General features: G+C 70.5%; 19 protein-coding genes. 11 read left to right on the top strand and 8 right to left on the bottom strand.

Annotated elements, in window-relative coordinates; all coding sequences use genetic code 11:
• Window positions 1–3: 3 nt before the first annotated feature.
• Window positions 4–504 (top strand): thiol peroxidase, encoded by a 501-nt coding sequence (tpx, locus tag ACFWPT_RS10105; protein WP_063350790.1) that lies wholly within the window; start codon window positions 4–6, stop codon window positions 502–504.
• A 135-nt stretch (window positions 505–639) separates the two neighbouring features.
• Here the strand turns inward: tpx and ACFWPT_RS10100 are convergent, their stop codons facing one another.
• Genes ACFWPT_RS10100 through ACFWPT_RS10090 form a run of 3 tightly spaced genes read right to left on the bottom strand, consistent with a single transcriptional unit; the run spans window position 640 to window position 2653 of the window.
• Entirely contained in the window at window positions 640–1395 is a 756-nt protein-coding gene (locus tag ACFWPT_RS10100) for an SDR family NAD(P)-dependent oxidoreductase (RefSeq protein WP_363377635.1), read from the bottom strand.
• Window positions 1392–2375, bottom strand: coding sequence for a 3-oxoacyl-ACP synthase III family protein (locus ACFWPT_RS10095; protein WP_063350788.1), 984 nt, complete (start codon window positions 2373–2375; stop codon window positions 1392–1394). Before ACFWPT_RS10095 ends, ACFWPT_RS10100 begins: the two co-directional genes overlap by 4 nt.
• 17 nt (window positions 2376–2392) lie before the next feature.
• Window positions 2393–2653, bottom strand: coding sequence for a hypothetical protein (locus ACFWPT_RS10090; RefSeq protein WP_063350787.1), 261 nt, complete (start codon window positions 2651–2653; stop codon window positions 2393–2395).
• Between the two features lie 775 nt (window positions 2654–3428).
• Between ACFWPT_RS10090 and ACFWPT_RS10085 the strand changes: the two genes are divergently transcribed.
• The 7 genes from ACFWPT_RS10085 to ACFWPT_RS10055 all read left to right on the top strand — a co-directional run bounded on the left by ACFWPT_RS10085 (window position 3429) and on the right by ACFWPT_RS10055 (window position 12121).
• Entirely contained in the window at window positions 3429–4316 is an 888-nt protein-coding gene (locus ACFWPT_RS10085) for a class I SAM-dependent methyltransferase (protein ID WP_063350786.1), read from the top strand.
• A 17-nt stretch (window positions 4317–4333) separates the two neighbouring features.
• Window positions 4334–5893 (top strand): flavin-containing monooxygenase, encoded by a 1560-nt coding sequence (locus ACFWPT_RS10080; protein ID WP_380480877.1) that lies wholly within the window; start codon window positions 4334–4336, stop codon window positions 5891–5893.
• A 382-nt stretch (window positions 5894–6275) separates the two neighbouring features.
• On the top strand, window positions 6276–7754 hold the full coding sequence (locus tag ACFWPT_RS10075; protein ID WP_380480875.1) for an FAD-binding protein: 1479 nt from the start codon (window positions 6276–6278) through the stop codon (window positions 7752–7754).
• Between the two features lie 784 nt (window positions 7755–8538).
• On the top strand, window positions 8539–9021 hold the full coding sequence (locus tag ACFWPT_RS10070; RefSeq protein ID WP_380480873.1) for an SRPBCC family protein: 483 nt from the start codon (window positions 8539–8541) through the stop codon (window positions 9019–9021).
• A gap of 322 nt (window positions 9022–9343) precedes the next feature.
• Window positions 9344–10423, top strand: coding sequence for a hypothetical protein (locus tag ACFWPT_RS10065; RefSeq protein ID WP_380480871.1), 1080 nt, complete (start codon window positions 9344–9346; stop codon window positions 10421–10423).
• 102 nt (window positions 10424–10525) lie between these two features.
• Window positions 10526–11386: a DUF3592 domain-containing protein gene (locus tag ACFWPT_RS10060; protein ID WP_380377843.1), complete on the top strand. Its 861-nt coding sequence runs from the start codon at window positions 10526–10528 to the stop codon at window positions 11384–11386.
• A 105-nt stretch (window positions 11387–11491) separates the two neighbouring features.
• Window positions 11492–12121, top strand: coding sequence for an ATP-binding protein (locus ACFWPT_RS10055; RefSeq protein ID WP_380377845.1), 630 nt, complete (start codon window positions 11492–11494; stop codon window positions 12119–12121).
• A 68-nt stretch (window positions 12122–12189) separates the two neighbouring features.
• Here the strand turns inward: ACFWPT_RS10055 and ACFWPT_RS10050 are convergent, their stop codons facing one another.
• Both ACFWPT_RS10050 and ACFWPT_RS10045 read right to left on the bottom strand, forming a co-directional pair.
• Complete coding sequence (locus ACFWPT_RS10050; protein WP_380377847.1) at window positions 12190–13434, bottom strand: MFS transporter; 1245 nt, start codon at window positions 13432–13434, stop codon at window positions 12190–12192.
• Between the two features lie 250 nt (window positions 13435–13684).
• Complete coding sequence (locus ACFWPT_RS10045; RefSeq protein WP_380480869.1) at window positions 13685–14287, bottom strand: hypothetical protein; 603 nt, start codon at window positions 14285–14287, stop codon at window positions 13685–13687.
• A 278-nt stretch (window positions 14288–14565) separates the two neighbouring features.
• On the opposite strand from ACFWPT_RS10045, the gene ACFWPT_RS10040 reads away from it, so the two are divergent.
• The 3 genes from ACFWPT_RS10040 to ACFWPT_RS10030 all read left to right on the top strand — a co-directional run bounded on the left by ACFWPT_RS10040 (window position 14566) and on the right by ACFWPT_RS10030 (window position 24278).
• Window positions 14566–15069: a GNAT family N-acetyltransferase gene (locus ACFWPT_RS10040; RefSeq protein WP_063350778.1), complete on the top strand. Its 504-nt coding sequence runs from the start codon at window positions 14566–14568 to the stop codon at window positions 15067–15069.
• A gap of 191 nt (window positions 15070–15260) precedes the next feature.
• On the top strand, window positions 15261–15854 hold the full coding sequence (locus ACFWPT_RS10035; RefSeq protein ID WP_380480867.1) for a fasciclin domain-containing protein: 594 nt from the start codon (window positions 15261–15263) through the stop codon (window positions 15852–15854).
• 327 nt (window positions 15855–16181) lie between these two features.
• Complete coding sequence (locus ACFWPT_RS10030; protein WP_380480865.1) at window positions 16182–24278, top strand: hypothetical protein; 8097 nt, start codon at window positions 16182–16184, stop codon at window positions 24276–24278.
• A gap of 179 nt (window positions 24279–24457) precedes the next feature.
• Here the strand turns inward: ACFWPT_RS10030 and hypE are convergent, their stop codons facing one another.
• From hypE to ACFWPT_RS10015, 3 genes are read right to left on the bottom strand one after another with little or no spacing between them, the layout of a single operon-like run.
• The gene (gene hypE / locus ACFWPT_RS10025; protein ID WP_380480863.1) at window positions 24458–25561 is read right to left on the bottom strand and encodes a hydrogenase expression/formation protein HypE; all 1104 of its coding nucleotides are present in this window, start codon (window positions 25559–25561) and stop codon (window positions 24458–24460) included.
• Window positions 25554–26678, bottom strand: coding sequence for a hydrogenase formation protein HypD (hypD, locus tag ACFWPT_RS10020; protein WP_380480861.1), 1125 nt, complete (start codon window positions 26676–26678; stop codon window positions 25554–25556). The genes hypE and hypD overlap by 8 nt, the downstream gene beginning before the upstream one ends.
• A complete protein-coding gene (locus ACFWPT_RS10015; protein WP_380480859.1) occupies window positions 26675–26983 on the bottom strand; it encodes a HypC/HybG/HupF family hydrogenase formation chaperone in 309 nt (102 codons plus the stop codon). Before ACFWPT_RS10015 ends, hypD begins: the two co-directional genes overlap by 4 nt.
• Window positions 26984–26996 lie beyond the last annotated feature (13 nt).

The raw sequence follows: 26996 nt of genomic DNA, 5'->3' as shown, positions 1-26996 counted from the left end.
TTCATGGCTCAGGTCACGCTGAAGGGGAACCCGGTCCAGGTCGGCGGCGCGCTGCCCCAGGCCGGCAGCCAGGCCCCGGCGTTCACGCTGGTCGGCGAGGGACTCGCCGACACCTCGCTGCAGGACTTCGCCGGCAAGCGCAAGGTCCTCAACATCTTCCCCAGCATCGACACCCCCACCTGCGCCACCTCGGTGCGCACCTTCAACGCCAAGGCCGGCTCGCTGGCCAACACCGTGGTGCTGTGCATCTCCGCCGACCTGCCGTTCGCGCAGGCCCGCTTCTGCGGCGCCGAGGGCCTGGACAGCGTCCGGACCCTGTCCACCCTGCGCGGACGCGACTTCCACGAGAACTACGGCGTGGCCCTGGCCGACGGCCCGCTGGCGGGGCTGACCGCCCGCGCCGTCGTCGTCCTGGACGAGAACGACACCGTCCTGCACACCGAGCTGGTCGCGGAGATCGCCGACGAGCCGAACTACGAGGCCGCGCTCGCCGTCCTCGCCTAGAACCCCCGCGCCACACCCGCCCCGCCCCGGCCGGCCTGCCCCGCGCAACGCCGCCCGGCCCGCCCCCCAGGTCTTCACCAAGGGGGGCGGGCCGGGAAGGGGACCGGGCGGGCCGGGAACCGGGGGCGGGGCGGGTCAGGTGATGGAGGCTCCCGAGTCGATGCTGATGACCTGTCCGGTCATGCAGTCCTGGTCGAGGAAGAGCCCGATGGAACGGGCGACCTCCTGCGGGGTGACGAACCGCGGCACCGGCACCTTCTCCCGCATCCCGGCGATCACGTGCTCGGGCAGGGTGTCCGTCATCCCCGTGATCATGAACCCGGGCGACAGCGCGTTCACCGTCACCCCCCGGCGCCCGCACTCCGCCGCCAGCGTGCGGGTCAGCCCGATCAGCCCCGCCTTGGACGCCGCGTAGGCGGTCTGCCCGGCGGTGGCGATCAGCGCGGACGGGGAGACGATGTTGACCACCCTGCCCCAGCGGGCCCGCAGCATCGCCGGCACGCACACCCGCGCGGTGTGGAAGGAACCGACCAGGTTCGTGTCGATCACCTGCCGCCACTCGACCGGGTTCTGCATGGCCATCAGCGCGTCCTTGCGCACCGCCCCGTTGTTGACGAGCACGTCCACCGGGCCCAGCGCCTCGGTGATCCGCTCGTACATCGCGGTGACCTGCGCGTAGTCCGCGACGTCGCCGGTGACCAGGACGTGGTCGCCGGCCAGCTTGCCCGCCACCTCCTCGGCGGCCTGGCGGGCGCTGTTGTAGTGCACCGCGACCCGGCACCCGGCCGCGTCCAGCGCCAGCGCCAGCTCCCGGCCCAGACCCCCCGAGGCGCCGGTGACCAGCGCCACCGGGGAGGCGGGCCGCTGCCCGAAGGCGCCCTTGCCGCTCACCGCGCCCCTCCCCACGTCAGCAGGACCGAACCCCACGTCATCCCGGCACCGAACCCGGCCAGCAGCACCGTGTCGCCGTCCTGGATGCGCCCGGCGTCCAGCGCCTCCGCCAGCGCGATGGGGATCGACGCCGAAGCGGTGTTGCCGTACCGGTCGAGATTGGCCACCAGACGGTCCGCGGGAATCCCGGTGTGGGCGAGCACCGAGTTGATGATCCGGATGTTCGCCTGGTGCGGCACCACGTGGTCCACGTCCGCCGGCGTCAGCTTCGCCTGCTCCAGCGTCTCGCGGATCGTGCGCACCGTGTAGCGCACCGCGTTCAGGTAGATCTCGTTGCCGTTGATCTGCGCGTAGTGCAAGCCCTGGCGCACCGTCTCCTCGGTGGTGGGCATCCGCGAGCCCCCCGCCAGGACCTTCAGGCTGTCCTTGCACGAGCCGTCCGCGCCCAGGTTCCACGCCAGGACCCGCTCCACCGGGCCGGGCTGCAGGACCACCGCACCGGCCCCGTCACCCACCAGGATCGACAGGTCCCGGTCCGCCGGGTTCGCGGTCAGCGTGTGGGTGTCCGAACCGATCACCAGGATCGGGCGCGGGTCCATGTGCAGCAGACCCACCGCCGTCACCAGCGCGTACACGAACCCCGCGCACTCGGAGTTCACGTCGTGCGCGCTGCCCGCGATCTTCAGCGCGTCGTGGACGAACGCCGACGTCGCCGGCGAGGGCTGCTCCGGCGTCGCCGTCGCCACGATCAGGTGCGCGATGTCCGCACCCGACAGCCCCGCCCGCTCCAGCGCCCGGCGTCCGGCTTCCACCGCCATCGACGCGGTGCTCTGCCCCGCCCCGACCGCCCGCCGTTCCCGGATCCCGCACCTGGAGACGATCCAGTGCTCGTCCACACCGAAACGCTCCGCCAGCTCCACGCTGGTCACCACGCGCTCGGGGACGGAGATCCCCCACCCGGTGATGTCGAAGCCGCTCATCGAGCAGTGCCCCGCGCTCAGACGCCGGCCTGGCCCACGAGCGCCAGGATCCGCTCGTGCACCACCCGCAGCGTCGTCGTGTCGTCGATGTCCGCGAACAGCGACTCGTCCGCCGGAATGTGCGGGTACTGGTTCTGGAACCCGTACAGCCACTCCATCAGATCCAGCGAGTCCACGTCCGCGATGTGCTGCAGCGCCGCGTCCGCGTCGATCTCCTGCGCCCCGGACACCGCCTGCAACTGCGCGGCCAGGTCCTCGATGGTGGGGATGTCGGACATGAGTGATCGTTCCTTCCTGGACGCCCCGGAACGGGCGCCAACACGTGATGAGGCAGAACAGACCCGGACACCCCGGGAGGATCACGGACACCGCCACCGCGCCCCCCGCCGCCCACAGGCCACGGAACGCACCGCGACGGAACCCGAAAACCCCCCGGGGAAAAACCCGGGAAGGCCGTGGGGGCCGCGTGTCTTGTCGAAACCGCATGAAACCCACCCCCACGCAAACGCCCCGCAACCCCGGCCCTGCGCCCACGCTTGCGCACCGCTTGCGAGACACGCGCTTACCTGACCCGAGACACCGCACCCACACGCACGACACCCACCACCTCGCACCGCGACGCGGACACCGCACCCGCACCGCACAGCACCGCACCCGCACCCGCACAGCACCCGCACCCGCACCGCGCCGCAGGCCGCACCCGCACAGCTCCGCACCGAGGCCACCGCACCGCGCCGCAGGCCGCACCCGCCGGGGCGGGAGGGCGACCGTAGGCAAGCACGGACACACCCCGACCACCCCGACCCGCACGGCCGTTCACACCGCACGGACCCGGCCGCCCTCACCGGCGCTCCCGTCCGCAGACGACGAGAGCGGCCACCGCCACCGCAACGGCCGTCCACGCGGGGAAAGGCACCACCCGGCGCCGCGCACCACGGACACCCGCACCACCGGACACCCGCACCACCCGGCCCAGTCCAGTCCAGTCCGGCCCGGCCGAGCCCGGCCCAATCCGGTCCATCCGATCCGCCATCAGAACAGGGGCACACCCGCATGACCACCGCCGAGACCCGCTCCATCAACCCCGACGTCGACGCGATCCGCCACCACTACGAGGTCGGCAACGACCTCTACCGCCTCATCCTGGGCCCCACCATGATGTACTCCGGCGGCTACTGGGAGGACGGCGAGGACCTCGTCGCCACCCTCGACGAGGCCCAGGAACGCAAGCTCGACGTCTTCACCGACCTCGCCCAGGCCGCCGGCAAGGCCAAGGTCCTGGACATCGGCTGCGGCTGGGGCACCATGCTCAACCGCCTCACCACCGTCCACGGCGTCCAGCAGGCCGTCGGCGTCACCCTCTCCCGCACCCAGGCCGACTTCGTCGCCGCCCTCGACAACCCCGCCATCCACGCCCGCGTGGAGAGCTGGGAGGACCACAAGGCCGACGGCGAGCCCTACGACGCCGCGTTCTGCATCAACGCCCTCGAACACTTCGTGCTCTCCTCCCTCACCCCCAAGGAGCGCACCCAGCGCTACCGCGTCTTCTTCAAGCAGGTCCACTCCCTGCTCAAGCCCGGCGCCCGCTTCGTCCTGCACACCATGACCGTCGAGAACCCCCCGCTGCGCCGCCAGCTCCTGGACGACCTCAAGTTCCTCCAGCGCGAGGAGTTCGAGGGCTGCCACATCCCGCGCCTGCCCGAACTCGCCGCCGGCCTCGACGGCCTCTTCGAGGTCACCGAGATCCGCAACGAACCCGAGTCCTTCGCCCGCGCCTGCCGCGCCTGGCTCCAGCTCCTGGCCGCCCGCCGCGACGAAGCCGTCGCCATGGCCGACGAGACCACCGTCCAGCGCTTCGAGCGCTACCTCGACATCTTCGCCTACACCCTCGAAGACCACATCTTCAACAACTTCCGCGTCACCCTCACCCGCCGCGCCTGAAAGGGGACACCCCGGCCATGACCACCACCGCCGAACACCCCGCCCCCTCCGGCGCCGACCAGCCCGAACCCGCCGGCGCTACCACCCACCCCGACACCACCGCCGTACGCCACCTCAAAGTCGCCATCATCGGCGCCGGCATCTCCGGCCTGGGCACCGCGATCCGCCTCCTGCAGAGCGGCACCGACGACTTCCTCGTCTTCGAACGCGCCACCGACCTCGGCGGCACCTGGCGCGACAACACCTACCCCGGCTGCGCCTGCGACGTCCAGGCCCACCTCTACTCCTTCTCCTTCGCCCGCAACCCGCGGTGGAAGTCCACCTTCGCCACCCAGGCCGAAGTCCACGCCTACCTCAAGGACACCGCCCAGCGCTTCGGCGTCGAACCCCACCTGCGCTACGGCCACGAACTCCTCGACGCCCACTGGGACGCCGACCACCGCCACTGGCGCATCCACACCACCCACGGCCGCTACACCGCGCAGATCCTCGTCACCGGCACCGGCTACCTCTCCGAGCCCGCCGTCCCCGACCTGCCCGGCCTGGACACCTTCACCGGCACCCTCTTCCACTCCGCCCGCTGGCGCCACGACCACGACCTCACCGGCCGCAACGTCGCCGTCATCGGCACCGGCGCCTCCGCCATCCAGTTCGTCCCCGCCATCCAGAACCAGGTCGCCCGCCTCGACCTCTACCAGCGAACCCCCCCCTGGGTCGCCCACAAACCCGACAAGCCCAACACCCCCCGCCACACCTGGATGCTGCGCCACCTGCCCGGCTACCAGCGCTTCCGCCGCGCCTTCAACAAGAACGGCCGCGAGATCGTCGCGTTCTTCATGTCCCGCCCCACCCGCACCACCGGCATGAAGAACATGGCCGCCGGCCACCTCAAGAAATCCGTCCCCGACCCCGGCCTGCGCAAGCGCCTGACCCCCGACTACACCGTCGGCTGCAAACGCCTCCTGTTCTCCAACACCTGGTACCCCGCCATCCAGCAGCCCAACGTCGACATCGTCTCCGACACCATCACCGACATCGGCCCCACCCACATCACCACCGCCGACGGCACCACCCGCACCGTCGACACCATCATCCTGGCCACCGGCTTCACCGCCACCGACCGCCCCGTCGCCCGCCGCATCCACGGCCGCGACGGAACCACCCTGCGCGACACCTGGCACACCCACGGCATGAAAGCCCACCGCGGCACCACCATCCACGGCTTCCCCAACCTCTTCATGCTCCTGGGCCCCAACACCACCCTGGGCCACTCCTCCCAGACCGTCATGATCGAAGCCCAGATCGCCTACATCGTCGACGCCCTCAAAACCATCGACAAACTCGGCATCACCTCCGTCGAGATCCGCCCCGAAGCCCAGAACGCCTACAACCAGACCCTCACCGACCGCCTGAAGAACACCGTCTGGAACGCCGGCGGCTGCCAGAGCTGGTACACCGACCACCACGGCAACAACCCCTCCATCTGGCCCACCTACACCTACCGCTTCCGCCGCCAGACCCGCCGCTTCGACCTCCTCAACTACCAACGCGCCACCGTCACCCACACCACCCCCTAACCCCCCACACGCACACACCCGGACACACACGGGGGCACACGCGCGGGCACACACGCGGGGGCACACGCACACAACCACACAGGCACACCCCACACGGCCGGGCGGCACCCGCCCACCCACGGACCCCGCCGCCCGGCCGGCCCACACCCCACGACACCCCACCGGAAACCGAACCGGACACACAACCAACAACCGAACACCTGCACGGACCCAGCAAGCCGCCCACCCCGCAGGACCCACCCACCCGCCCTCACACACTAACCACCACCCGACCGCCAACCCGCAGCCCAACCCCAGAACATCACACCATCAGACACCCACACCACGAACAAACACACACCACCCGAACACCCACCCCTACCCGTGAACAGGAAACCCCCGCATGACCAACCCCACCCGACGCACCATCCTCACCACCACCGCCACCACCGCCCTCATCACCGCCTTCAACACCACCACCCGCACCTGGGCCACCACCAACACCCCCACCACCCACAACCACTGCCCCGTCCCCACCCTCGACGGCACCCTCACCACCGACACCACCACCCTCACCGAATTCAGCCACGACTTCGGCCGCCTCACCACCAACACCCCCCACGCCGTCCTCAAACCCGGCTCCGACCAGGACATCATCAAAATCATCAACTACGCCCGCCGCAACGGCCTCAAAGTCGCCATGAACGGCCAAAGCGGCACCGACAACGACCTCGAATCACACTCCAACTACGGCCAAGCCTCCCCCAACGGCGGCATCAGCATCGACGCCCGCACCCTCAACCGCATCCACACCATCACCCCCACCAACGCCACCGTCGACGCCGGCGTCACCTGGGCCCAACTCACCGACGCCACCCTCAACCAAGGCCTCACCCCACCCTGCCTCACCGACTACCTCCACCTCTCCATCGGCGGCACCATCAGCATCGGCGGCATCGGCAACACCGTCCAAAAACACGGCCTCCAAGCCGACACCGTCGAATCCATCGACATCATCACCGGCACCGGCCACCTCCTCACCGCCACCCCCACCAAAAACCCCGATCTCTTCCACGCCGCCCTCGCCGGCGCCGGACAATTCGGCATCATCATCCGCGCCACCATCAAACTCATCCCCGCCCCCCAACGCGCCCTCGTCTTCAACCTCTACTACAACAACCTCACCACCTACCTCACCGACCAACAAACCATCCTCAACGACGGCCGCTTCCACACCCAAATCGGCGAAATCATCCCCCAACAAAACACCACCCCCCTCTACAAAATCGAAACCGCCACCTACTACAACGGCACCACACCCCCCAACCCCACCCCCCTCCTCACCGGACTCAACCCCAACCCCCACCAAACCACCACCACCGACCAGACCTACCGCGAATACACCTACCGCGCCGACACCTGGACCCAAAACCTCAAAAACCTCGGCTACTGGAACCAACCCAAACCCTGGCTCAGCCTCTTCATCCCCGCCACCCAAGCCGCCAACTTCATCACCTACGCCACCCCCCTCCTCACCCCCCAAACCCTCGGCCAAGGCCTCCTCCTCTTCTACCCCTTCCCCACCAACAAACTCACCCACCCCTACGCCATCACCCCCAACGAACCCACCACCTACCTCTTCGACCTCCTCACCTTCCCCCACCCCAACACCAACCCCACCACCCAACTCACCCACAACCGCACCCTCTACGACCACGCCACCACCCTCGGCGCCAAACGCTACCTCGTCGGCGCCATCCCCCACATGACCCCCACCGACTGGAAAAACCACTACGGCCCCCAATGGACCAACCTCACCAACACCAAACACAAATACGACCCCACCCACACCCTCACCCCCGGCCAAAACATCTTCCCCTAACAACACACACAAACACAGACAGACACAGACAAACACGAGCAGACACAAACACACAAACACACAGACACGGCACGGCACGGCACGGCAATAAAACAAACCAGCAAACAAACCCTCAAACAACAAACACAAACCACAGACGCACAGGCCACAGGCACCGGCACGCAAACACAGGCCACGGACACACAAGCACAAGCACGCAAACACCGGCCACGGACACCGAGCACAGGCTCCGACACAGGCATAGACATAGACACACAAAAACCGGCACACAAACAGACACACAGCAAGCCCAGACACAGGCACGCAAGCGCCGGCATAGGCCCACAGGCTACGGGCACCGACAAATAAACACACCGGCACAGAAACGCCGACACACGGCACACGGAAACGCCGGCACGCGGGCACGCGGGCACACAAACAGAAGACACCAGAAACACAACAAGCCCAGACACAAGAACACGCAGAAGGCGCAGGCGCACAGCAGCCGCAGACACAAAAACACGCCCACAGGCACAGGCCAACACACAGGCATGGGCGCACCGAAATAGGCACACAGCAGACATGCACCAATAAAACACGCGACACAGACGCACAGATAAACCAACAAACAAACCACAAGCACAGACCACAAGCAACAAGCAACAAGCAACAAGCAACAAGCAACAAGCAACAAGCAACAAGCAACAAGCAACAAGCAACAAGCAACAAAAAGAAATACAGACCAAAGACCAGAAAACAAGAACCCGGAACATCAGGACATCAGGACAGAACAGGAGGGCCCGCCATGCACACCTACGACCTCATCAACGAAGCCATCATCCACGCCCCCACCCACCAGGTCTGGAACCACCTCATCGCCGAACTCAACGGCACCACCACCTGGTGGACCCCCCACAACACCCACCAACCCGGCAACCCCACCCCCGAACACCCCGGCGGCACCACCCACATCACCATCCACCCCAACGGCCACACCAAACCCGGACCCAAAATCCACACCACCGCCACCACCACCCACACCACACCCCCCCACACCCTCACCACCACCCACACCGGCCACTTCACCGGCACCACCACCTACACCCTCACCCCCACCCACAACAACCAACACACCAAACTCACCATCACCTTCACCACCACCCCCCACGGATGGCCCACCCTCCTCCCCAAACACACCATCCCCAACCAACACACCAAAGCCACCCACAACGCCCTCACCAACCTCAACCACCAACTCACACAAAACACCAGCACAAACACCCAATAGCCACCCGCCAACAGCAGGCTCGACACCCGGGCCCAGCGCCCGTTCTGCCCCTCGTGCCCGACCTTCGGCTCGCGCACAGACCGGCCGCTCATCGCCAACTCCCGTGAGGTCGACCGCGGGAGCTGGCGAACCGGGCCACCCGTCGAAACCGCCCCGCGACGGGCGCGATCCGGGACCTGCCCTTCGAGGAGCGCGCGCAGCCCTTCGCCCATCGCTCCGACTGCTCCTGACAGCCGCCCCACTCCGCGTCCTGCCGGCCCCGCGTGAACAACGCCCGCCCCAGGCCTACCGACTGTCACCCCGGCCCGGCACAATCACCCGTATGACGATCACCACGAGCGCGCCGCCCCCGCGCAGTACTCCGGTCGCTCTCGCCCGCAGCTTCCTGACGGGTGCCGTGATCGGGGGTTCGCTGGCCGCGCTCGTCGTCGGTGTGGTCGTCGAGAAGGTGCCCTTGTTCATCGGGGGTTTGGGGTTGCCCATCGCCTACGGCCTGTTGCTCCTCCTCGCCGGGGCGCCACGGCGGGCCCGGGAGGCGGAGGTCGTGCCCCGAACGGCGCTCGCGGTGATCGAGAGCCTGCGCGCCATTGGGGGTGAGACGAGCGACGTGCCGGTGCGGTTCGATCTCACCGTCGCACCGGACGACGATCCTGCCTACCGCGTCGGGATCACTCAGGACATCAACCTGGTCGACCTCCCCGACTACCGGCCGCGCGGCGTCCTGGTGGTGAAGTATCCGCAGGACAGGCCGTGGCGGGTGAGGATCGTGAAGCGGCCGACCCCGGAGTGGGAGGAGCGGGCGGCCGGCGCTCAGCTGGATTCGGCTCCCGAGTCGACCATGGTGACCGAGCCTTCCGAGGGCCGTTCGACCGGTTTCGTCGGGCTCTTCGGCCTGCTGCTCGCCGCGGCTGCCGTGGTCTTCCTGTTCCGCGTGGACCTGTTCGAGCAGCAGGACTCCGCCTCCCCGACGCCGACGGTCACTTCGACGTGGTCGACCACGGTGGTGTCGTCCGGGACCGGGACGGTCTCTCTCGGGCCGGACCAGTCGTTCCTCGACGACGGCGAACTACGCAAGGCCATCAACTCCCTTACCGAGGGGAAGGATCCGCGCCAGGCGATCACCGTCTTCGCGCAGGACCGCGTGCTGTCGGTCGTGTTCTCCCCGAGCGGCACGAAGGCCCCCCAGTTCGATCCGCTCTCCCTGCCCTACGAGCGGTTCCCGGCCCTGGTCAAGGAGGCCGAAACGACGCTCGGCGTCCACTCCCCGACGTCCTGGCAGATCACTGCCGACCATCTCGCCGGCTCCCTCACGATCAGGGTCGGCGTGACCGGGCCCGAGGGCAGTGCCTCGCTGGAGGCGAACGGTGAGGGCCAGGTAGTGCGACGAGCCCCGGCACGCTGATCACCCGCGCCTCACCCGCACTCGACGCGCTTCGACACGGCGGGTTGCCACAGCAGCGAACGAACCCCGGCAGACCGTACCCGGAGGACAGGAGGAGGACTCATGGGCTGGCACGACTATCTGGCGCTCTGGTGCGGGGTGTTCGGCACGTTGGCACTGCTGGGGTACGGGCGGTCGCTGGCGGGGGCGACCCGGGCCCAGCGGACGGTCCGGGTGATGGGGCGGATCGAGCGGGTGCAGGAGCCGCGGCACGGAGGTTCCGAGGGGGACGGCATAGCGGTCGTCGTCACCTTCCAAGACCCCTCCACCGGGCAGGAGTTCACCGTGACGAACGACGGTGACTGCGGCGACAGGATCAGCACGGCCTGGACGGGCCGGGAGATCGGGATCCGCTATCCGCCCGGAAGACCGCAGGCCTTCCGGTTCACCGACGACCTCTGGGCCGGCCGCTACGGGCTCGGCTGGCCGAACTTCGCGGTGTTCCTGATCTGCGTCGGGCTGGTGGTCGTCGCCGCGGTCGACTGGGGCTGGCCGTGGGCCCTGATCGGTGTCGGCGCGCCGTGGAGCGTGTTCCTCGCGTGCTCCCTGCCCCCGGAGGTCCGCCAGGCGCGGAGCCGGTTCGACACCCTGGCCGCGATGGTTCCCGTTCCGGGCCGTGTGGTCGCCGTCGTCAGGAGCGTCCGCACCGACGAGGACGGCTACACCTCCACCAGCCAGACGCCGGTGGTCGCCTTCACCACCCACGAGGGCGCGGCCGTCACCGCGTACTGCTTTTCAGGCCTGCCGGACCCCACCAACTCGTACGGCCGGAACGTCACGATCCACTACTCCCCCGCCGACCCGGCCGACTTCACCCCGGACCTCGCGGCCGCACAGCGGTCCTGGAGGAGCGGAGTCACCAGCGGCATCGTGGGCGTTCTCGTCACGGCGTCGGCGGCAGTCGCGGGAGCGGTCCTGCTCTGACACCCAACGGCCATCGCCCGGCCTCGACCGGCACAGATGCCACGAACGGTCGCCAGTCACGGGGCCGGTCCCGGAGCCGTCGTCGGCCTGCGGCATCCTGGCCCGATGAATGAACCGAGGGCCCAGTGGGTCAACACGACACATGACTGGTCGAGCGCCGTCGATACGGATCATCTGGCGCACATCAGGCAGAACCCGGCGGAGTTCGCTCCGGGCGGACCGTGGCACCTCGCCCTGGAAGTCCTCGGCTATGCGGCCGACGAAGCATCAGGAAACGGCAGCGGGCGCTGCGTCCTCGTTCTCCACACCGACAGCTCCCTGTCCGTCAGGGACAACGGGCGGGGCACCGACACCCGGGTGGACGAGCAGGGCCGGAGCGTGAAGAAGCCCGTCATGGCGACGAAGGACCTTCGGTTCTTCGACTCCCCGCAGGCCGAAGTGCTGCCCGACGGTCATCCCCGGCGCGGCATGTCCGTCGTCGCAGCGCTCAGCGACTGGCTCGTCCACACCAACCGCCGTCTCAACGGGGCCTGGACCCAGCGCTACGAACTCGGCGTCCCCGTCACCGGATTGGAGCCCGTCGAGGTGGACGGCACGACCGGGACACTGGTCCACTTCAAGCCGGGCACACCGGTGGGCTCGCTCACCACCCCGACGGCAGACGACCTGACACGCCTGGCCGCAACCTGGCCGCAGTTGGAGGTCCAGCTCGACGACCGGCGTGGGCCGCACTGACATCCGAGCCGTCCGAGACACCCGACCGGCAGCTGTCCGAGCTCCCCCATGCCGGGTCCTCCCGCGTCTCAGGTCAGGCTCGCGGCCTGTTCCCCTGCCTTCCGGGGCGTCCTCTCGCGGCGCGGCAGCAGCAACGGGGTGGCGAGGAGGAGGATTCCGGCGGCGGCGATCGCGGTGCGGGGGCTGGTGGTGGCGGCCAGCAGGCCCCACAGGGCGGTGAGGGCCGCGATGGCGGCACTGCTGCTGATCGACCATGCGGCGAGGGTGCGGGCGAGCTTGTCGGGGTCGATCTGTTCGAGCCGGTGGGTGGCCAGCAGCGGATTGAACAGGCCGCAGCAGGTGACCAGGCCGAGCTGGACGGTGACGATCAGGACGATCCCGGGGGCCCCGGGCTGGACGAACGCCAGCCCGATGGGCCAGCACGCGCGCAGCACTCCGGCGGTGAGCAGCGTCCGGTGCTGTCCGAAGCGCGTCGCGAGCGGGCGGGCGAGGCGTGAGCCGAGCAGGCCGCCGACGCAGGGGGAGGCGAACACGAGGCCGTACTGCCAGGGTGCGTAGCCGAGGTGGCCGAGGAGGAGTACGGCCATCAGCGGTTCGGCGGCCATGATCAGGCCGTTGACCGCGATCGCGTTGAGGAACAGCGGGCGCAGTGTGGGGTGGGTGAGGATGTGGCGCCACCCTTCGAGCAGGTCCCCGGCGCGCAGCCGCGGTGCGCCGGTCGGCGCGGGGTGCGGTTCGGTGCCGCCGATGGCGCGGATGCCGAGGGCCGAGAGCAGGTAGCTGAGGGCGTCGGCGACCACGGTCACCACCGGGCCGAACACTCCGATGGCGGCCCCGCCGAGCGGTGGCCCGACCGTGGTGGCGGTCCAGGTCGTCGATTCGAACCGGCTGTTCGCGACGAGCAGGTCCTGGGGCGGCACGAGCGTCTTGAGGTACGCGCCGCTGGCGGCCCTGAAGGCGATGTCGGCCGCGGCGGTGACGACGGAGACGACGAGGAGCTGGGCGAAGCTGAGCCGGCCGAGCACGAACGCGGCGGGGACGCTCAGCAGCACCGCGAACCGGGTCAGGTCCATCGCCATCATGACCGGCCGTTTGCGCCGGAACTCCATCCACGGACCGAGCGGCACGGCGACCAGGGCCCCCACCGCCCGTCCTGCGGCGGCCAGCAGCGCCACCTGGGTCGGTCCGGAGTGCAGCACGACGATCGCGAGGAGGGGGAACGCGCCGAATCCGAGTCCCGAGCCGTAGGAGCTGACCGCGAACGCCGCCCACAGCCATCCGAACCGCCGCCCCAGTGCCCGCCGCCCATTCATACCCGTACGCCTCTCGCCGATCCGAACAACCACCCGCTGACCACCGGCATCAAAGCGGATGGCGAATGGCGGGATCAAACAACTGATCCGCCGGGAGGGCACAACCATCCGTTGTGTGGACACGATGGCCGGCGTGGATCTCGACGCTGTGCGTGCCGACGGCGACGGCTTCGACCAGCTGCCGTTGTGGGAGCGTGCCGGAGGCACCGGCACGACGAGTGCGCGGTGCCTCCGGGCCGGGCGGGTGGGGTCAGGCGCGGACCAGGGCCCAGGCGCCGAGGCCGCTGCACCCGCCGGCACTGTACGTGGTGGCGCGGAAGCCGGCCGGGATGGGCGAGCCCGGGCAGGTCCACAGGCCGACGCGCGCGAGGTTGTGCCGCCAGGCTCCGACGCCGTTGCAGCCGTTGCGGATGTAGTCGGTGATGACATAGCCGCTGACGACCGGCGATCCGCCGCAGGTCCAGATCCCGTCCTTGGGGAGGTTGTGCCGCCAGGAGCCGATGCCGTTGCAGCCGGTCTGGATGTGGTCGGTGATGACGTACCCGGGGACGATCGGCGAGCCCGAACAGGTCCAGATCCCGTCCTTGACCGGTTCCTGGTACCAGGAACCGGAGCCGTTGCAGCCGGTCCGGTCGTAGATGGTGATGACCCATCCGGACTGGACGGGCGCGCCGGAGCAGGCCCACTTGCCGGGGCCGCCCCAGCCGGCCGGCTGGGCCGCCGCACTCGACATCCCGGCGGCGGTGCCCGCGAGGACGAAGGCCGCGATCAGCGCGAGGGCGCCCAGGGTGGCGCCGACTCCCCTGCGGACGACGGCAGTTGTCAGATGCTTCCACAAGTGGCGGTCAGACATGGTCAATTCACTCCAGTCCTAGCGGCGGGCAGCACGATGCGGCCCGTTGACGGGGGAACCCGGGATGGGACGGCCACACCCTACGGGGAGGAAGTGTGCATAACATGTGCCGATCGCATGAACAGGCAATCTTGGCCCAAAGTCGCCCTGCGCACGGGAGCCCGTCCGGTCGGGGCGGTGGAAGCCGCGGTGTGGAAGCCCTGCGGGGAGGCCGCTCGGTCGATGCCGGAAGCGCCTGCGCCTGGCACCCGCAGGTCAGTCGGAGCAGAATCACGTCCATGTTCACGACCAATCGCCTGACGATACGCCAGTGGCAGCCCGAGGACCGCGAGCGGGCACTCGACATCTACTCCCGCTGGGAGGTGACGCAGTGGCTGGGCCGCGATCCCCGCACCCTGGAAAACCTCACTGACGCCGAGGCGGCGATCGAACGCTTCCGCTCCCGCTCGGCCGACCCGCGCTTCGGCACCTGGGCGGCGGAACGGAAGGACACCGGCGTGGTCGCCGGCTCCGTCCTGCTCATCCCGATCCCGGACGGCGACGGAGAGGTCGAGGTCGGCTGGCACCTCCATCCGGACAGCTGGGGGCAGGGCTACGCCACCGAGGCCGCGCAGGGCGCCGTGGCCAAGGGATTCGCGGACGGCCTGGCCGAGATCCACGCGGTGGTCCGGCCGGACAACCGGCCGTCGCTGGCCGTCTGCCACCGGCTCGGCATGACCGCGCTGGGCCGCACCACCCGCTGGTACGGCATGGAGTTGGAGGCGTTCCGACTCACCCCCTGACGGGGGGTCCGGGCGAGGACAGCCCGTTCGGCTCGCCCGTCGCCCGGGCGGGCCGGTCCGCCGGAGCCCGGCACCGATTCGGTGACGGGCGGTCAAGTGAGGTCAGTCCCGGGGATCGTCCCGTTCCCGTGTCACTATCTGAGCGTATTCAGCCCGGATAGGCCGGTTCGCCCCCTTGAGAAGGACTTCGCATGCGTCGTCGCACGACCCACCCCGTCTTGACCGCAGCCGTCGCGCTGGCCCTCGTGCCGCTCGCCGGCTGCACCGGTGTGGGCAGCGACGCTGCCGCTCCGGCGGTCGCCGCACCTCCCCCGCCGGAGCAGGCGTTCGGCCCGAACTGCGCCGCGCTGCCGGCCGACGGCCCCGGGAGCCTGGCCTCGATGGGCGGCATCCCGGTGCTGTCCGCGATCGACCAGACCAAGGACCTCACCTCGATGTCCTCGCTGATCAAGACGGCCAAGGCCGAGGACGTCTTCGACTCGATGGACAACGTCACCGTCTTCGCCCCGAACGACACGGCCTTCGCCAAACTGCCGGAAGACCAGAAGAAGGCCCTGGGCGCCCAGCCCGGCGCGAGCGACCTGCTGCGCCGCCTGATCGTGGTCCGGGACCTGCGGAAGGCCGATCTGGCGGACAAGTCCTACACCTCGCTGCAGGGTGCGGTGATCAAGGCGACCGGCAGCGGGGACGACTACCGGATCGGCGGTGCGCAGGTGGTCTGCGGCAGCATCCGGACCGCGAACGCGCGGCTGGCGGTGCTGGACCAGGTACCGGCGTTCGACTGAACGAGCTGAGCGCACTGAGCGAACCGGGACGTCGACACGCGGGTCGCGGCGGCTGCTCCCCACCCAGACCCGTCGTTCCGGGCAGAGCTCCTACCGGAGTCCTCCGGGACAGGAACAGCAACTCCGTCGCCGCCCGCAAGACCCGGCCGAGGCCTCCTCATAGGCCAATAGCAGGGATTCGCACGTAATGATCAGATGACACGGTCGCGAGTGACCGCTGCCTACCGTGACGTCGGTTATTCCTGGTCGCGCACGCGTGCTGACGCGTGATCGCGAGAGGAGGCGCCGGTGCGTCCGGTGCGGTCGTTGGTCGACGGTCCAGTGTCCATGCTGCTGCGTGGCGTCCTCGCCCTGCTGTGCCTGGTGCCGCAAGGAGGGTTCGCCCTCGCCGCCTCCGTGCACCCGCAGCACACCGCCCCGCGCCTCGTCGAACGGAACCGCGCCCAGGTCTCCTGCACGCCGTCCGGCACCAACACCAACTGCGTCCGTTTCACCTACAGCGGCGGCGACCAGACCTTCACCGTGCCCGCCGGGGTGAGCAGCGTCTACGCCCGCGTCTTCGGCGCCGGCGGCGCCGGGTCCCCCCGCCCCTACTACACCGGCCAGTACGGGGGCGGTGGCGGCGGCTACACCACCGGCACCCTCGCCGTGACGCCCGGCCAGCGGCTCACCGTCACCTCCGGACAGGGCGGCGTGATGAACAGCACCAGCCCGACGTACGGCGGCGGCGGCGCCGGCGGCCAGGGATTCACGAACGCCGCCGGCGCCAGCGCGACGGGCGGCAGCGGCGGCGGGCTGAGCGCCGTGTGGAACGGCACCTACGGAACCACCCCGCTGCTCATCGCCGGTGGTGGTGGCGGCTCCTCGCCCGGCGCCGACGCGACCACCCCGGCGGCCGGTGGCGGCGGCGGCACCAACGGCGGCCAGGACAACCAGCCCGCCGCCTCCGGCCGGGGCGGCACCCAGACCGCGGGCGGCGCGGCAGCCACCCAGACGGCCTGCGCGGCAGCGACCGCCGGCAGCCAGTACCAGGGTGGCAGCGGCGCCAACAACAGCGGCTACGAAGGTGGTGGCGGCGGCGGTGGCGGCTACTACGGCGGTGGCGGCGGCGCCTGCCAGCGCTCCGGCACCCTGGACCCCAACGGCATGGGTGGCGGCGGCTCCGGCTACAACCGGGGCACCGGCGTCACCAACACCCAGACCTCCAACGGCACCAACAGCACCGGCAACGGCCAGGGCGGCACCTCGGGCGGCCGCACCGACACCCAGTACGTGCGCGGCATCGGCGACGGCGGCGGCTACTCCAACGGCGGAAACGGCGAGGTCGTCATCGAGTGGCAGACCACGGTCGGCCTGTCCATCACCAAGACCGCCGACAAGGCCGGCTACGTCCCCGGCCAGCCGCTGACCTACACCATCACCGTCCGCAACGCCGGCCCCGCGCCCGCCGTCGACGCGGCCGTCCGCGACGCCCTGCCGTCCGCACTCTCGGGCTTCACCTGGACCTGCTCGGCCGCCACCGCGAACAGCGCCTGCGGCACGTCGAGCGGCTCGGGCAGCCTCGACACCACGGCCACCATCGCGGCCAACGACAGCGTCACCTACACGGTCACCGGCACCGTCCCTCCCTCGACCACCGGGACGCTCACCAACACCGCCACGGTCACCCGCCCCTCGGCGAGCACCGACCCCAACTGCGGCCCGACCTGCTCCACCACCCTCGACACGCCGTCGCAGCCGACCACCGGACTGTCCGTCACCAAGACACCGGACAAGAACCCGTACATCCCCGGCCAGCCGCTCACCTACACGATCGTGGTGAAGAACAGCGGCCCCTCCGACGCCACCGGAGTGAGCGTCAGGGACACACTGCCCGCCTCCGTCCAGAACTTCACCTGGACCTGCACGGCCGCCAGTGGAAGCAGCTGCGGCAGCGCCGCGTCGGGCACCGGGAACATCAACACCACCGTCAACATCGCGGCCGGCGGCCAGGTCACCTACACCCTCACCGGCACCGTCCCGGCCGACGCCACCGGTGCGCTGGACAACCGCGCCACCGTCACCCCTCCGGGCGGCGCCACCGACCCGGGCTGCACCCCGAACTGCACCAGCACCGCGAACCCGATCCCGCCGGGCGGACAAGCCACCCTGGGCATCTCCAAGGTCCTGCTCACCAACCCGGTGGTGCCCGGACAGCAGATCCAGTGGCGGATCACGGTGACCAACAGCGGCCCGTCGCGGGCCCGCAACGTCGTGGTCAGCGACACCGTGCCCAGCGGAGTGACCGGCGCCTCCATGACGGCCGACACCGGCGGCACCAACTGCCCCATCAGCAACGGGACTGCCACCTGCCCGGCTGTCGAGATCCCCGTCGGCGGCTCGCTCTCCTGGACACTCACCGGCACGCTGTCGCCCGACGCCACCACCTCCCCCACCAACACCGCCACGGTCACCGGAGGCCCCGACCCGGCGACCCCGACGCGTACGGCGGTGGCCTCGCCGACCGCCACTCCGTCGCCGCAGGCGAACCTGACGGTGTCGAAGGCACTGCTGACGAGCCCGGTGGTGCCCGGACAGCAGGTGCAGTGGCAGGTGACCGTGACCAACAACGGGCCGTCGCGCGCCCGGAACGTCGTGGTGACGGACACGGTCCCCAGCGGAGTGACCAGCGCGTCGATGAAGGCCGACGCCGATAGCACCAACTGCCCGATCACCAACGGGACAGCAACCTGCCCCGCCGTCGAGATCCCCGTCGGCGGCTCACTCACCTGGACACTCACCGGCACCCTCGACGCCAACGCGACCACCACACCCACCAACACCGTGACCGTCACCGGCGGCCCCGACCCCGCGACCCCGACACACACCGCCGTCGCCTCGCCGACCAACTCGCCCACACCGCAGGCCAATCTGACCGTCTCCAAGGCCCTGCTCACCAACCCGGTGGTGCCCGGGCAGCAGGTGCAGTGGCAGGTCACAGTCACCAACAACGGGCCCTCGCGCGCCCGCAACGTCGTCGTCAGCGACACGGTGCCCAACGGGGTGAGCAACGCCTCCATGACCGCCGACACCGACGGCGCCACCTGCCCCATCAGCAACGGGACAGCAACCTGCCCCGCCGTCGAGATCCCGGTCGGCGGCTCACTCACCTGGACACTCACCGGCACCCTCGACGCCAACGCGACCACCACGCCCACCAACACCGTGACCGTCACCGGGGGTCCGGATCCCTCCGCGTCCACGCACACCGCCATGGCCTCCCCCACAGCATCCCCCTCCGAGCAGGCGAGCCTGACGGTGTCGAAGGCGCTGCTCACGAACCCGGTGGTGCCCGGGCAGCAGATCCAGTGGCAGGTGACAGTCACCAACAACGGGCCCTCGCGCGCCCGCAACGTCGTGGTGACGGACGCGGTCCCCAGCGGAGTGACCGGCGCGTCGATGAAGGCCGACGCCGATAGCACCAACTGCCCGATCACCAACGGGACAGCAACCTGTCCCGCCGTCGAGATCCCCGTCGGCGGCTCGCTCACCTGGACACTCACCGGCACCCTCAGCCCGAACGCCACGACGACACCGTCCAACACGGCGACGGTGACGGGCGGTCCCGACCCGGCCACCCCGACGCACACCGCCGTCGCGACCCCGTCCGGCTCGCCGTCACCGCAGGCGAGCCTGACCGTTTCCAAGGTGCTCGTCACCAACCCGGTCGTGCCCGGACAGCAGATCCAATGGCAGGTCAGCGTCACCAACAACGGCCCCAGCGAAGCCCGCAACGTCATCGTCACCGACCAGGTACCAACCGGCGTGACCAACGCCAACATGGCGGCCGCAGACGGCACAACGTGCCCCATCACCAACGGCACCGCCACCTGCCCGGGGGTGGACATCCCCGTCGGTCAAACACTCACCTGGACACTCACCGGCACCCTCGGCCCTGATGCCACGACGACACCGTCCAACACCGCCATCGTGACCGGCGGACCCGACCCCACCACACCCACCCACACCGCCGTCGCCTCACCTACCAACTCGCCCTCACCGCAGGCCAGCCTCACGGTCTCGAAGACGCTGCTCACCAACCCAGTCGTACCCGGACAGCAGATCCAGTGGCAGGTAGCCGTCACCAACAACGGACCGAGCACCGCCCAGAATGTGGTGGTGTCCGACCAGGTGCCGGCCGGTGTCACAGCTGCCTCGATGAAGGCTGACGCCGACGGCATCAACTGCCCGATCACCAACGGCACCGCCACCTGCTCAAGAGTGAACATCCCGGTCGGCCAGACACGCACCTGGACACTGACGGGCACCCTCGACCCCAACGCGGCCACCACACCCACCAACACCGCCACCGTCACCGGTGGCCCCGACCCCGCGACACCCACACACACCGCAGTCGCCTCACCAACCAACTCGCCGTCACCGCAGGCGAGCCTGACCGTCTCCAAGGTGCTCGTCACCAACCCGGTCGTGCCCGGACAGCAGATCCAATGGCAGGTCAGCGTCACCAACAACGGCCCCAGCGAAGCCCGCAACGTCATCGTCACCGACCAGGTACCAACCGGCGTGACCAACGCCAGCATGACGGCTACGGACGGCACTACCTGCCCGATCGCCAACGGGACAGCCACCTGCCCGGCCGTCCAGATCCCCGTCGGCCAAACGCTGAAGTGGACCCTCACCGGCACCCTCAGCCCCAACGCGACGAACACACCCACCAACACCGCCACCGTGACCGGCGGCCCCGACCCCACCACACCCACCCACACCGCCGTCGCCTCGCCGACCACCACCCCCTCAGGACAGGCCAGCCTGACGGTCTCGAAGACGCTGCTCACCAACCCGGTCGTGCCCGGACAGCAGATCCAGTGGCGGATCACCGTGACCGACAACGGACCGAGCACGGCCCGGAACGTGGTCGTCACCGATACCGTCCCTGACGGCGTCGCGAACCCGTCCCTGGCCCGGGACACGGACGGCAGCCTCTGCCCGATCACCGGGAACCGGGCGACCTGCCCCGCCATCGAGCTCGCCGTCGGCCAGTCGCAGTCGTACACCCTCACCGGCACCCTGGCCTCGGACGCCACCACCACGCCCACCAACACCACCGTCGTGACCGGCGGCCCGGACCCGGCGACGCCCACGCACACCGCCGTCGCGACCCCGTCCGTCTCGCCCTCTCCGCAGGCCAGCCTCACGCTCTCCAAGGTGCTGGTCACCGGTTCCGTGGTGCCGGGCGGCCCGATCCAGTGGCGGGTGACGGTGACCAACAACGGCCCCTCCCGGGCACGGAACGTGGTCGTCACCGACACCATCCCGGCCGGCGTCCTGGACCCGACCATGGCTGCGGACGCCGACGACACCCCGTGCCCGATCACCGGGAACCAGGCGATCTGCCCCGCCATCGAGCTCGCCGTCGGCCAGTCGGAGTCGTACACCCTCACCGGCACGTTCGACCCGAACGCGACCACCACGCCGACCAACACCGCGACCGCCACGGGTGGTCCCGACCCGGCCACTCCGACGCACACCGCCGTCGCGACCCCGTCCGGTTCGCTGGCCCCGCGGGCGGACCTGTCGATCGCCAAGGTGCTGCTGACGAGCCCGGTGGTGCCGGGCGGCCCGATCCAGTGGCGGGTGACGGTGACCAACAACGGTCCCTCCCGGGCCCGGAACGTGGTCGTCACCGACACCGTCCCGGCGGAGGTCCACAATCCGGCCGTGACCGCCGACGCCGACGGCACGCCGTGTCCGATCGCCGGCAACACGGCGACCTGTCCGGCCATCGAGATCCCGGCCGACGGCACCGCCTCCTACACCGTCACCGGCACGCTCGACGCCGCCGCGACCAGCACGCCCGTGAACGTCGCCTCCGTCTCCGGCGGCCCGGACCCCAACCCGTCGAACAACACGGCGACGGCGACTCCCACGGAGACGGCCCAGCCGCAGGCGAACCTGACCGTGACGAAGATCCTGCTCACCGACCCGGTGGTGCCCGGCCAGCCGATCTCGTGGCGGGTCGCCGTCACCAACCGGGGGCCGTCGACCGCCCGCAACGTGGTCGTCAGCGACCGGATCCCGGACCAGGTGGTCGGCGCGATGATGACCGTGGACGCCACGGGCTCGTCCTGCCCGGTCAGCACGGGCACGGCGACGTGCCCGGCGGTGGAGATCCCGGTCGGCGCGACTTCGACCTTCACCCTCACCGGCATGCTCGCCCAGGACGCCACGGCCGTGCCCGGGAACACCGCGACCGTCACCGGCGGCCCGGACCCGGCCACGCCCACACACACGGCGGTCGCCAGCCCCACCGGCGCCGTCATCCCGCAGGCGAACCTGACGCTCGGCAAGGTGCTGGTGACGAACCCGGTGGTGCCCGGGCAGCAGATCCAGTGGCGGGTCACCGTCACGAACAACGGTCCTTCGCGGGCCCGGAACGTCGTCGTCACGGACCGGATCCCGGCGGGAGTGTCGAGCCCGACCATGACGTCCGAGAGCGACGGGGCCGCCTGCCCGGTCTCGGGCAGCGTCGCAACCTGCCCGGCCATCGAGCTGGAGGTCGGTCAGTCGCACAGCTACAGCCTGAGCGGCGTCCTCGACCCCAACGCCACGGTCACTCCCACCAACGGCGCCACCGTCACCGGCGGCCCCGACCCCACGGCCTCCTCGCACACCGCCGTGGCCTCGCCCACCGGCTCCCCGTCGCCGCAGGCGAACCTGACCGCCTCCAAGATCCTGCTCACCGATCCGGTGGTGCCGGGTGGCCCGATCCGGTGGCGGGTGACGGTCACCAACCACGGTCCTTCGCGGGCCCGGAACGTCGTGGTCACCGACCGGATCCCGGACGGCGTCGACAACCCCGCGATGGCCGACGACACGAGCGGGGCCAGCTGCGCCGTCGCCGCCGGCGTCGCCACCTGCCCGGCGGTCGAGATCCCCGCCGGGGGCACCGCGAGCTGGACGCTCACCGGCACGCTCGACCCCGCGGCCACCAGCACACCGGTGAACACCGCGGTCGTCACCGGCGGGCCCGACCCCGCCACACCCACCCACACCGCCGTGGCCTCACCGACCTCCTCACCGTCCCAGCAGGCCCGTCTGACGGTGTCGAAGGTGCTGCTGACGAGCCCGGTGGTGCCTGGGCAGCAGATCCGGTGGCGGGTGTCGGTCACCAACAACGGCCCCAGCCAGGCGCGGGACGTGGTCGTCACCGACCGGGTGCCCGGCGGGGTGTCCGGCGCCTCGCTGACCTCGGATTCCGATGGCGCCGTCTGCCCCGTCACGGCCGGGGTCGCCACCTGCCCCGCCGTCCAGATCCCGGTCGGCGCCACCCACTCGTGGACGCTCACCGGCACGCTCGACCCCGCGGCCACCAGCACACCGGTGAACACGGCGGTCGTCACCGGCGGGCCCGACCCCGCCACACCCACCCACACCGCGGTCGCCTCACCGACCGGTCCGCCCTCCCAGCAGGCCCGTCTGACGGTCTCCAAGGTGTTGCTGACCTCCCCGGTCGTGGCCGGCGGGCCGATCTCCTGGCGGGTCGGCGTCACCAACGACGGCCCCTCGCGGGCCCGCAACGTCGTGGTCACCGACCGGTTCCCGCAGCAGGTGGACCACCCGGTGCTTACCGCCGACGCCGACGGCACGCACTGCCCTGACACCGGCGGCGTCGCCACGTGCCCGGCCATCGACCTGGCCGTCGGCGCCACCGCGACCTACACCCTCAGCGGGACCCTCTCGCCGGACGCGACGGAGGTGCCGGTGAACTCCGCCGTCGTCACCGGCGGCCCCGACCCGGCGACGCCCACGCACACGGCCGTGGCCACCCCGACGGAGCCGATCACCGTCCGGCACGACCTGCACCTCGCCAAGCAGGTCTCCCCGGCCAAGCCCGACCCCGGTGACAAGGTCACCTACACCGTCACCGCCACGAACCGCGCCAGCGGCACCTACCACGGCGCCGTCGTCGTCGACGACTTCACCGGCGTCCTGGACGCCGCCGACTACGACGGTGACGCCCACGCCACCATCGGCCGGATCTCCTACAGCCCGCCGCGCCTGACCTGGATCCTCGACCTCCGCCCCGGAGCCACCGAGACCCTCGTCTACACCTTCACCGTCAAGTCCGACGCCGGCGGCAAGCGCCTCGACAACCGGGTCGTCTCGCTCGGCGACGGCAGCAACTGCCCCGCTTCGACGAACCGGTCGCTCCGCTCCGCGCGGGAGGTGCCGGAGCCGTCGGCGACCACCGGCGGACCTTGCGCCACCAGCATCACCGTCAACCCGTCGCAGCCCTCGCCCAGCCCCACGGGCGGCCCGCTGCCCCCCACCGGGTCGGACCCGATGCCCCTGGCGGGCCTGGCGGCCTTCGCGATGCTCGCCGCGGGCGGCCTGCTGCTGACGCTCCGCCGGAGCCGCCGCTGACCGCTGTCCTGCCGGTCCCGGGCACACCCGGGACCGGCAGGATCCCGGTTGCGTCGGGCCAAGCGGCCCTGGTGCACCCAGGCTGATCGCACGCCCTGGACAAGGATCGGAGCTCGTACCGGTGAAGCCGGTACGAGCCCCGATTCTGTTCCCCCACCCGCACGAGGCGGGCGGAACCCTCAGCAGATCCGCGGGAGTTGCTCCCCCATCGGCAGGTCGATGACGCGGGTGCCGCCGAAGGGGGTGCGGCAGACGACCATGCCGGGGTGGTCCGCCACGCACTCGCCGATCACTGCCGAGCGCGCGCCCAGCGGGTGCGCCCGCATCGCGGCGAGGACGGCGTCGGCGTGCTCGCGCGGGACGAAGGCGACCAGCTTGCCCTCGTTGGCGACGTAGAACGGGTCGAGACCGAGGATGGCACAGGCGTTGGCGACCTGCGCGGGCACGGGGACGGCGCGCTCGTTCACCACGACGCCCACCCGGGCGGCCTCGGCGATCTCGCCGAGCGCCGCCGCGAGGCCGCCCCGGGTGGGGTCGCGCAGGACGTGCAGGTCGGGTGTGACGGCCAGCATCGCGGCCACCAGTGAGCCGAGGGCCGCGCAGTCGCTCTCGATCTCGACGCCGAATTCCAGACCCTCGCGCACGCTCATGATGGCCACGCCGTGCAGGCCGATCTCACCGCTGACGATCACCACGTCGCCGGGGGCGGCACGCTGCGGCCGGATGTCGACTCCGGCGGGGACCAGACCGATGCCGGCGGTGTTCAGGTACACGCCGTCGCCGTGCCCGGCCTCGACGACCTTGGTGTCGCCGGTGACCACCTCCACCCCGGCGGCCCGGGCGGCGGCGCCCAGCGCCTGGGCGACGTGCGCGACCACGGCCGTCTCCACGCCCTCCTCCAGGATGAAGCCGCAGGACAGATAGGCCGGCTGGGCCCCGCTCATGGCCAGGTCGTTGACGGTGCCGTTGACCGCGAGGTCGCCGATGCTGCCGCCGGGGAAGAAGAGCGGCCGCACGACGTAGGAATCGGTGGAGAAGGCGAGTCTGGCACCGCCGAGCTCGACGACCGCCGAGTCCGCGAGCCCGGCGAGCACCGGCCCGCCGAAGGCCGGGGCGAACAGGTTCGCCACCAGTTCGGCCGACAGCACCCCGCCTCCGCCGTGCCCCATCACCACCCGGGGGTGGTCGCGCAGCGGCAGTGGACAGCTCCATCCGAGGAGGTCCGGGGCGCCGCCGGCGCCGGTCTGGGTCTGGGTCTGGGTCTGGGTCTGGGTCTCAGCCAACGGGGCTCGCCTCCCGGGCCATGCCCGGCGCGTCGAGCCGCCGGTAGAGGTAGTAGGCGGCGCAGGCGCCCTCGCTGGAGACCATGGTGGCGCCGAGCGGGGTGCGCGGGGTGCAGGCGGTGCCGAAGGCCTCGCACTGGTGCGGCTTGAGCAGCCCCTGGAGGACTTCCCCGCTGCGGCACTGCGCGGGTTCGACGGTGGTGATCCGCGCGACGTCGAAGCGGTGCTCGGCGTCGTGGTCGCGGTAGCGCGGGGAGAGCCGCCAGCCGCTGTCCGGGATGATGCCGATGCCGCGCCAGGCCCGGTCGGTCACTTCGAAGACGTCCTCCAGCATGGCCCGGGCCGCCGGGTTGCCCTCCGGGCGCACGGCCCGCGCGTAGGCGTTGTCGACGGTGTGCTCGCCGCGCTCCAACTGCCGTACGGTGCGCCGGATTCCCTCCAGGATGTCCAGCGGCTCGAAGCCGGTGACGACGATCGGCACCCGGTGGCGTTCGGCGAGCGCGGGGTATTCGTCGATGCCCATCACGCTGCACACGTGTCCGGCGGCGAGGAAGCCCTGGACCCGGCACTGCGGCGAGTTCATGATGGCCTCGATGGCGGGTGGCACCCGTACGTGCGAGACCAGCATGCTGAAGTTGCCGATGCCCCGCTTCCTGGCCTGGTGCACGGCCATGGCGTTGGGTGGTGCGGTCGTCTCGAAACCGATGCCGAAGAAGACGACCTCCCAGTGCGGGTTCTCCTCGGCGATCCGCAGCGCGTCCAGCGGGGAGTACACCACCCGGACGTCGCCGCCCTCGCCGCGCACCCGGAAGAGGTCACGGCCGGTGCCGGGCACGCGCAGCATGTCACCGAAGGAGCAGAAGATCACCTCGGGCCGGGCCGCGATCTCCAGCGCCTTGTCGATCACCTCCAGCGGGGTGACGCACACCGGGCAGCCCGGGCCGTGGATCAACTCGACCTCGGGCGGCAGCAGTTGGTCGATCCCGTGACGGATGATGCTGTGCGTCTGACCGCCGCACACCTCCATCAGCGCCCACGGCCGGGTGACCGTCGCCCTGATGTCGGCGAGCAGACCACCGGCCAGCTCGGGGTTCTGGAACTCCTCCAGGTATCTCACCGTTCCTCCTCCTGCCTCGCCGAGGACGCCGCAGTCGCCGCAGCCGCAGCCGCCTCCCAGGGGTCGCCGAACTCCTCCTGGAGCAGACCGAGTTCCTCGAACAGCTGCAAGGTCCGGCGGGCCGATTCCTCGTCCAGCCGCTGCAGGGCGAACCCGACGTGGACGATGGCGTACTCGCCCACCTTCAGGTCCGGCAGGTATTCCAGGCACACGTCCTTGACGACCCCGCCGAAGTCGACGACCGCCATCCTGGTCCCGTCGCGTTCCGCGATCTCCAACACTCTTCCGGGTACCGCCAGGCACATTGCGGTCTCCCTC

Origin of the sequence: Kitasatospora sp. NPDC058478, from assembly GCF_042720345.1 — a bacterium.
Classification (GTDB): Bacteria; Actinomycetota; Actinomycetes; order Streptomycetales; family Streptomycetaceae; genus Kitasatospora.
Note: the sequence above shows the minus strand (reverse complement) of the source record. Positions and strands in the feature narration are given on the sequence as shown.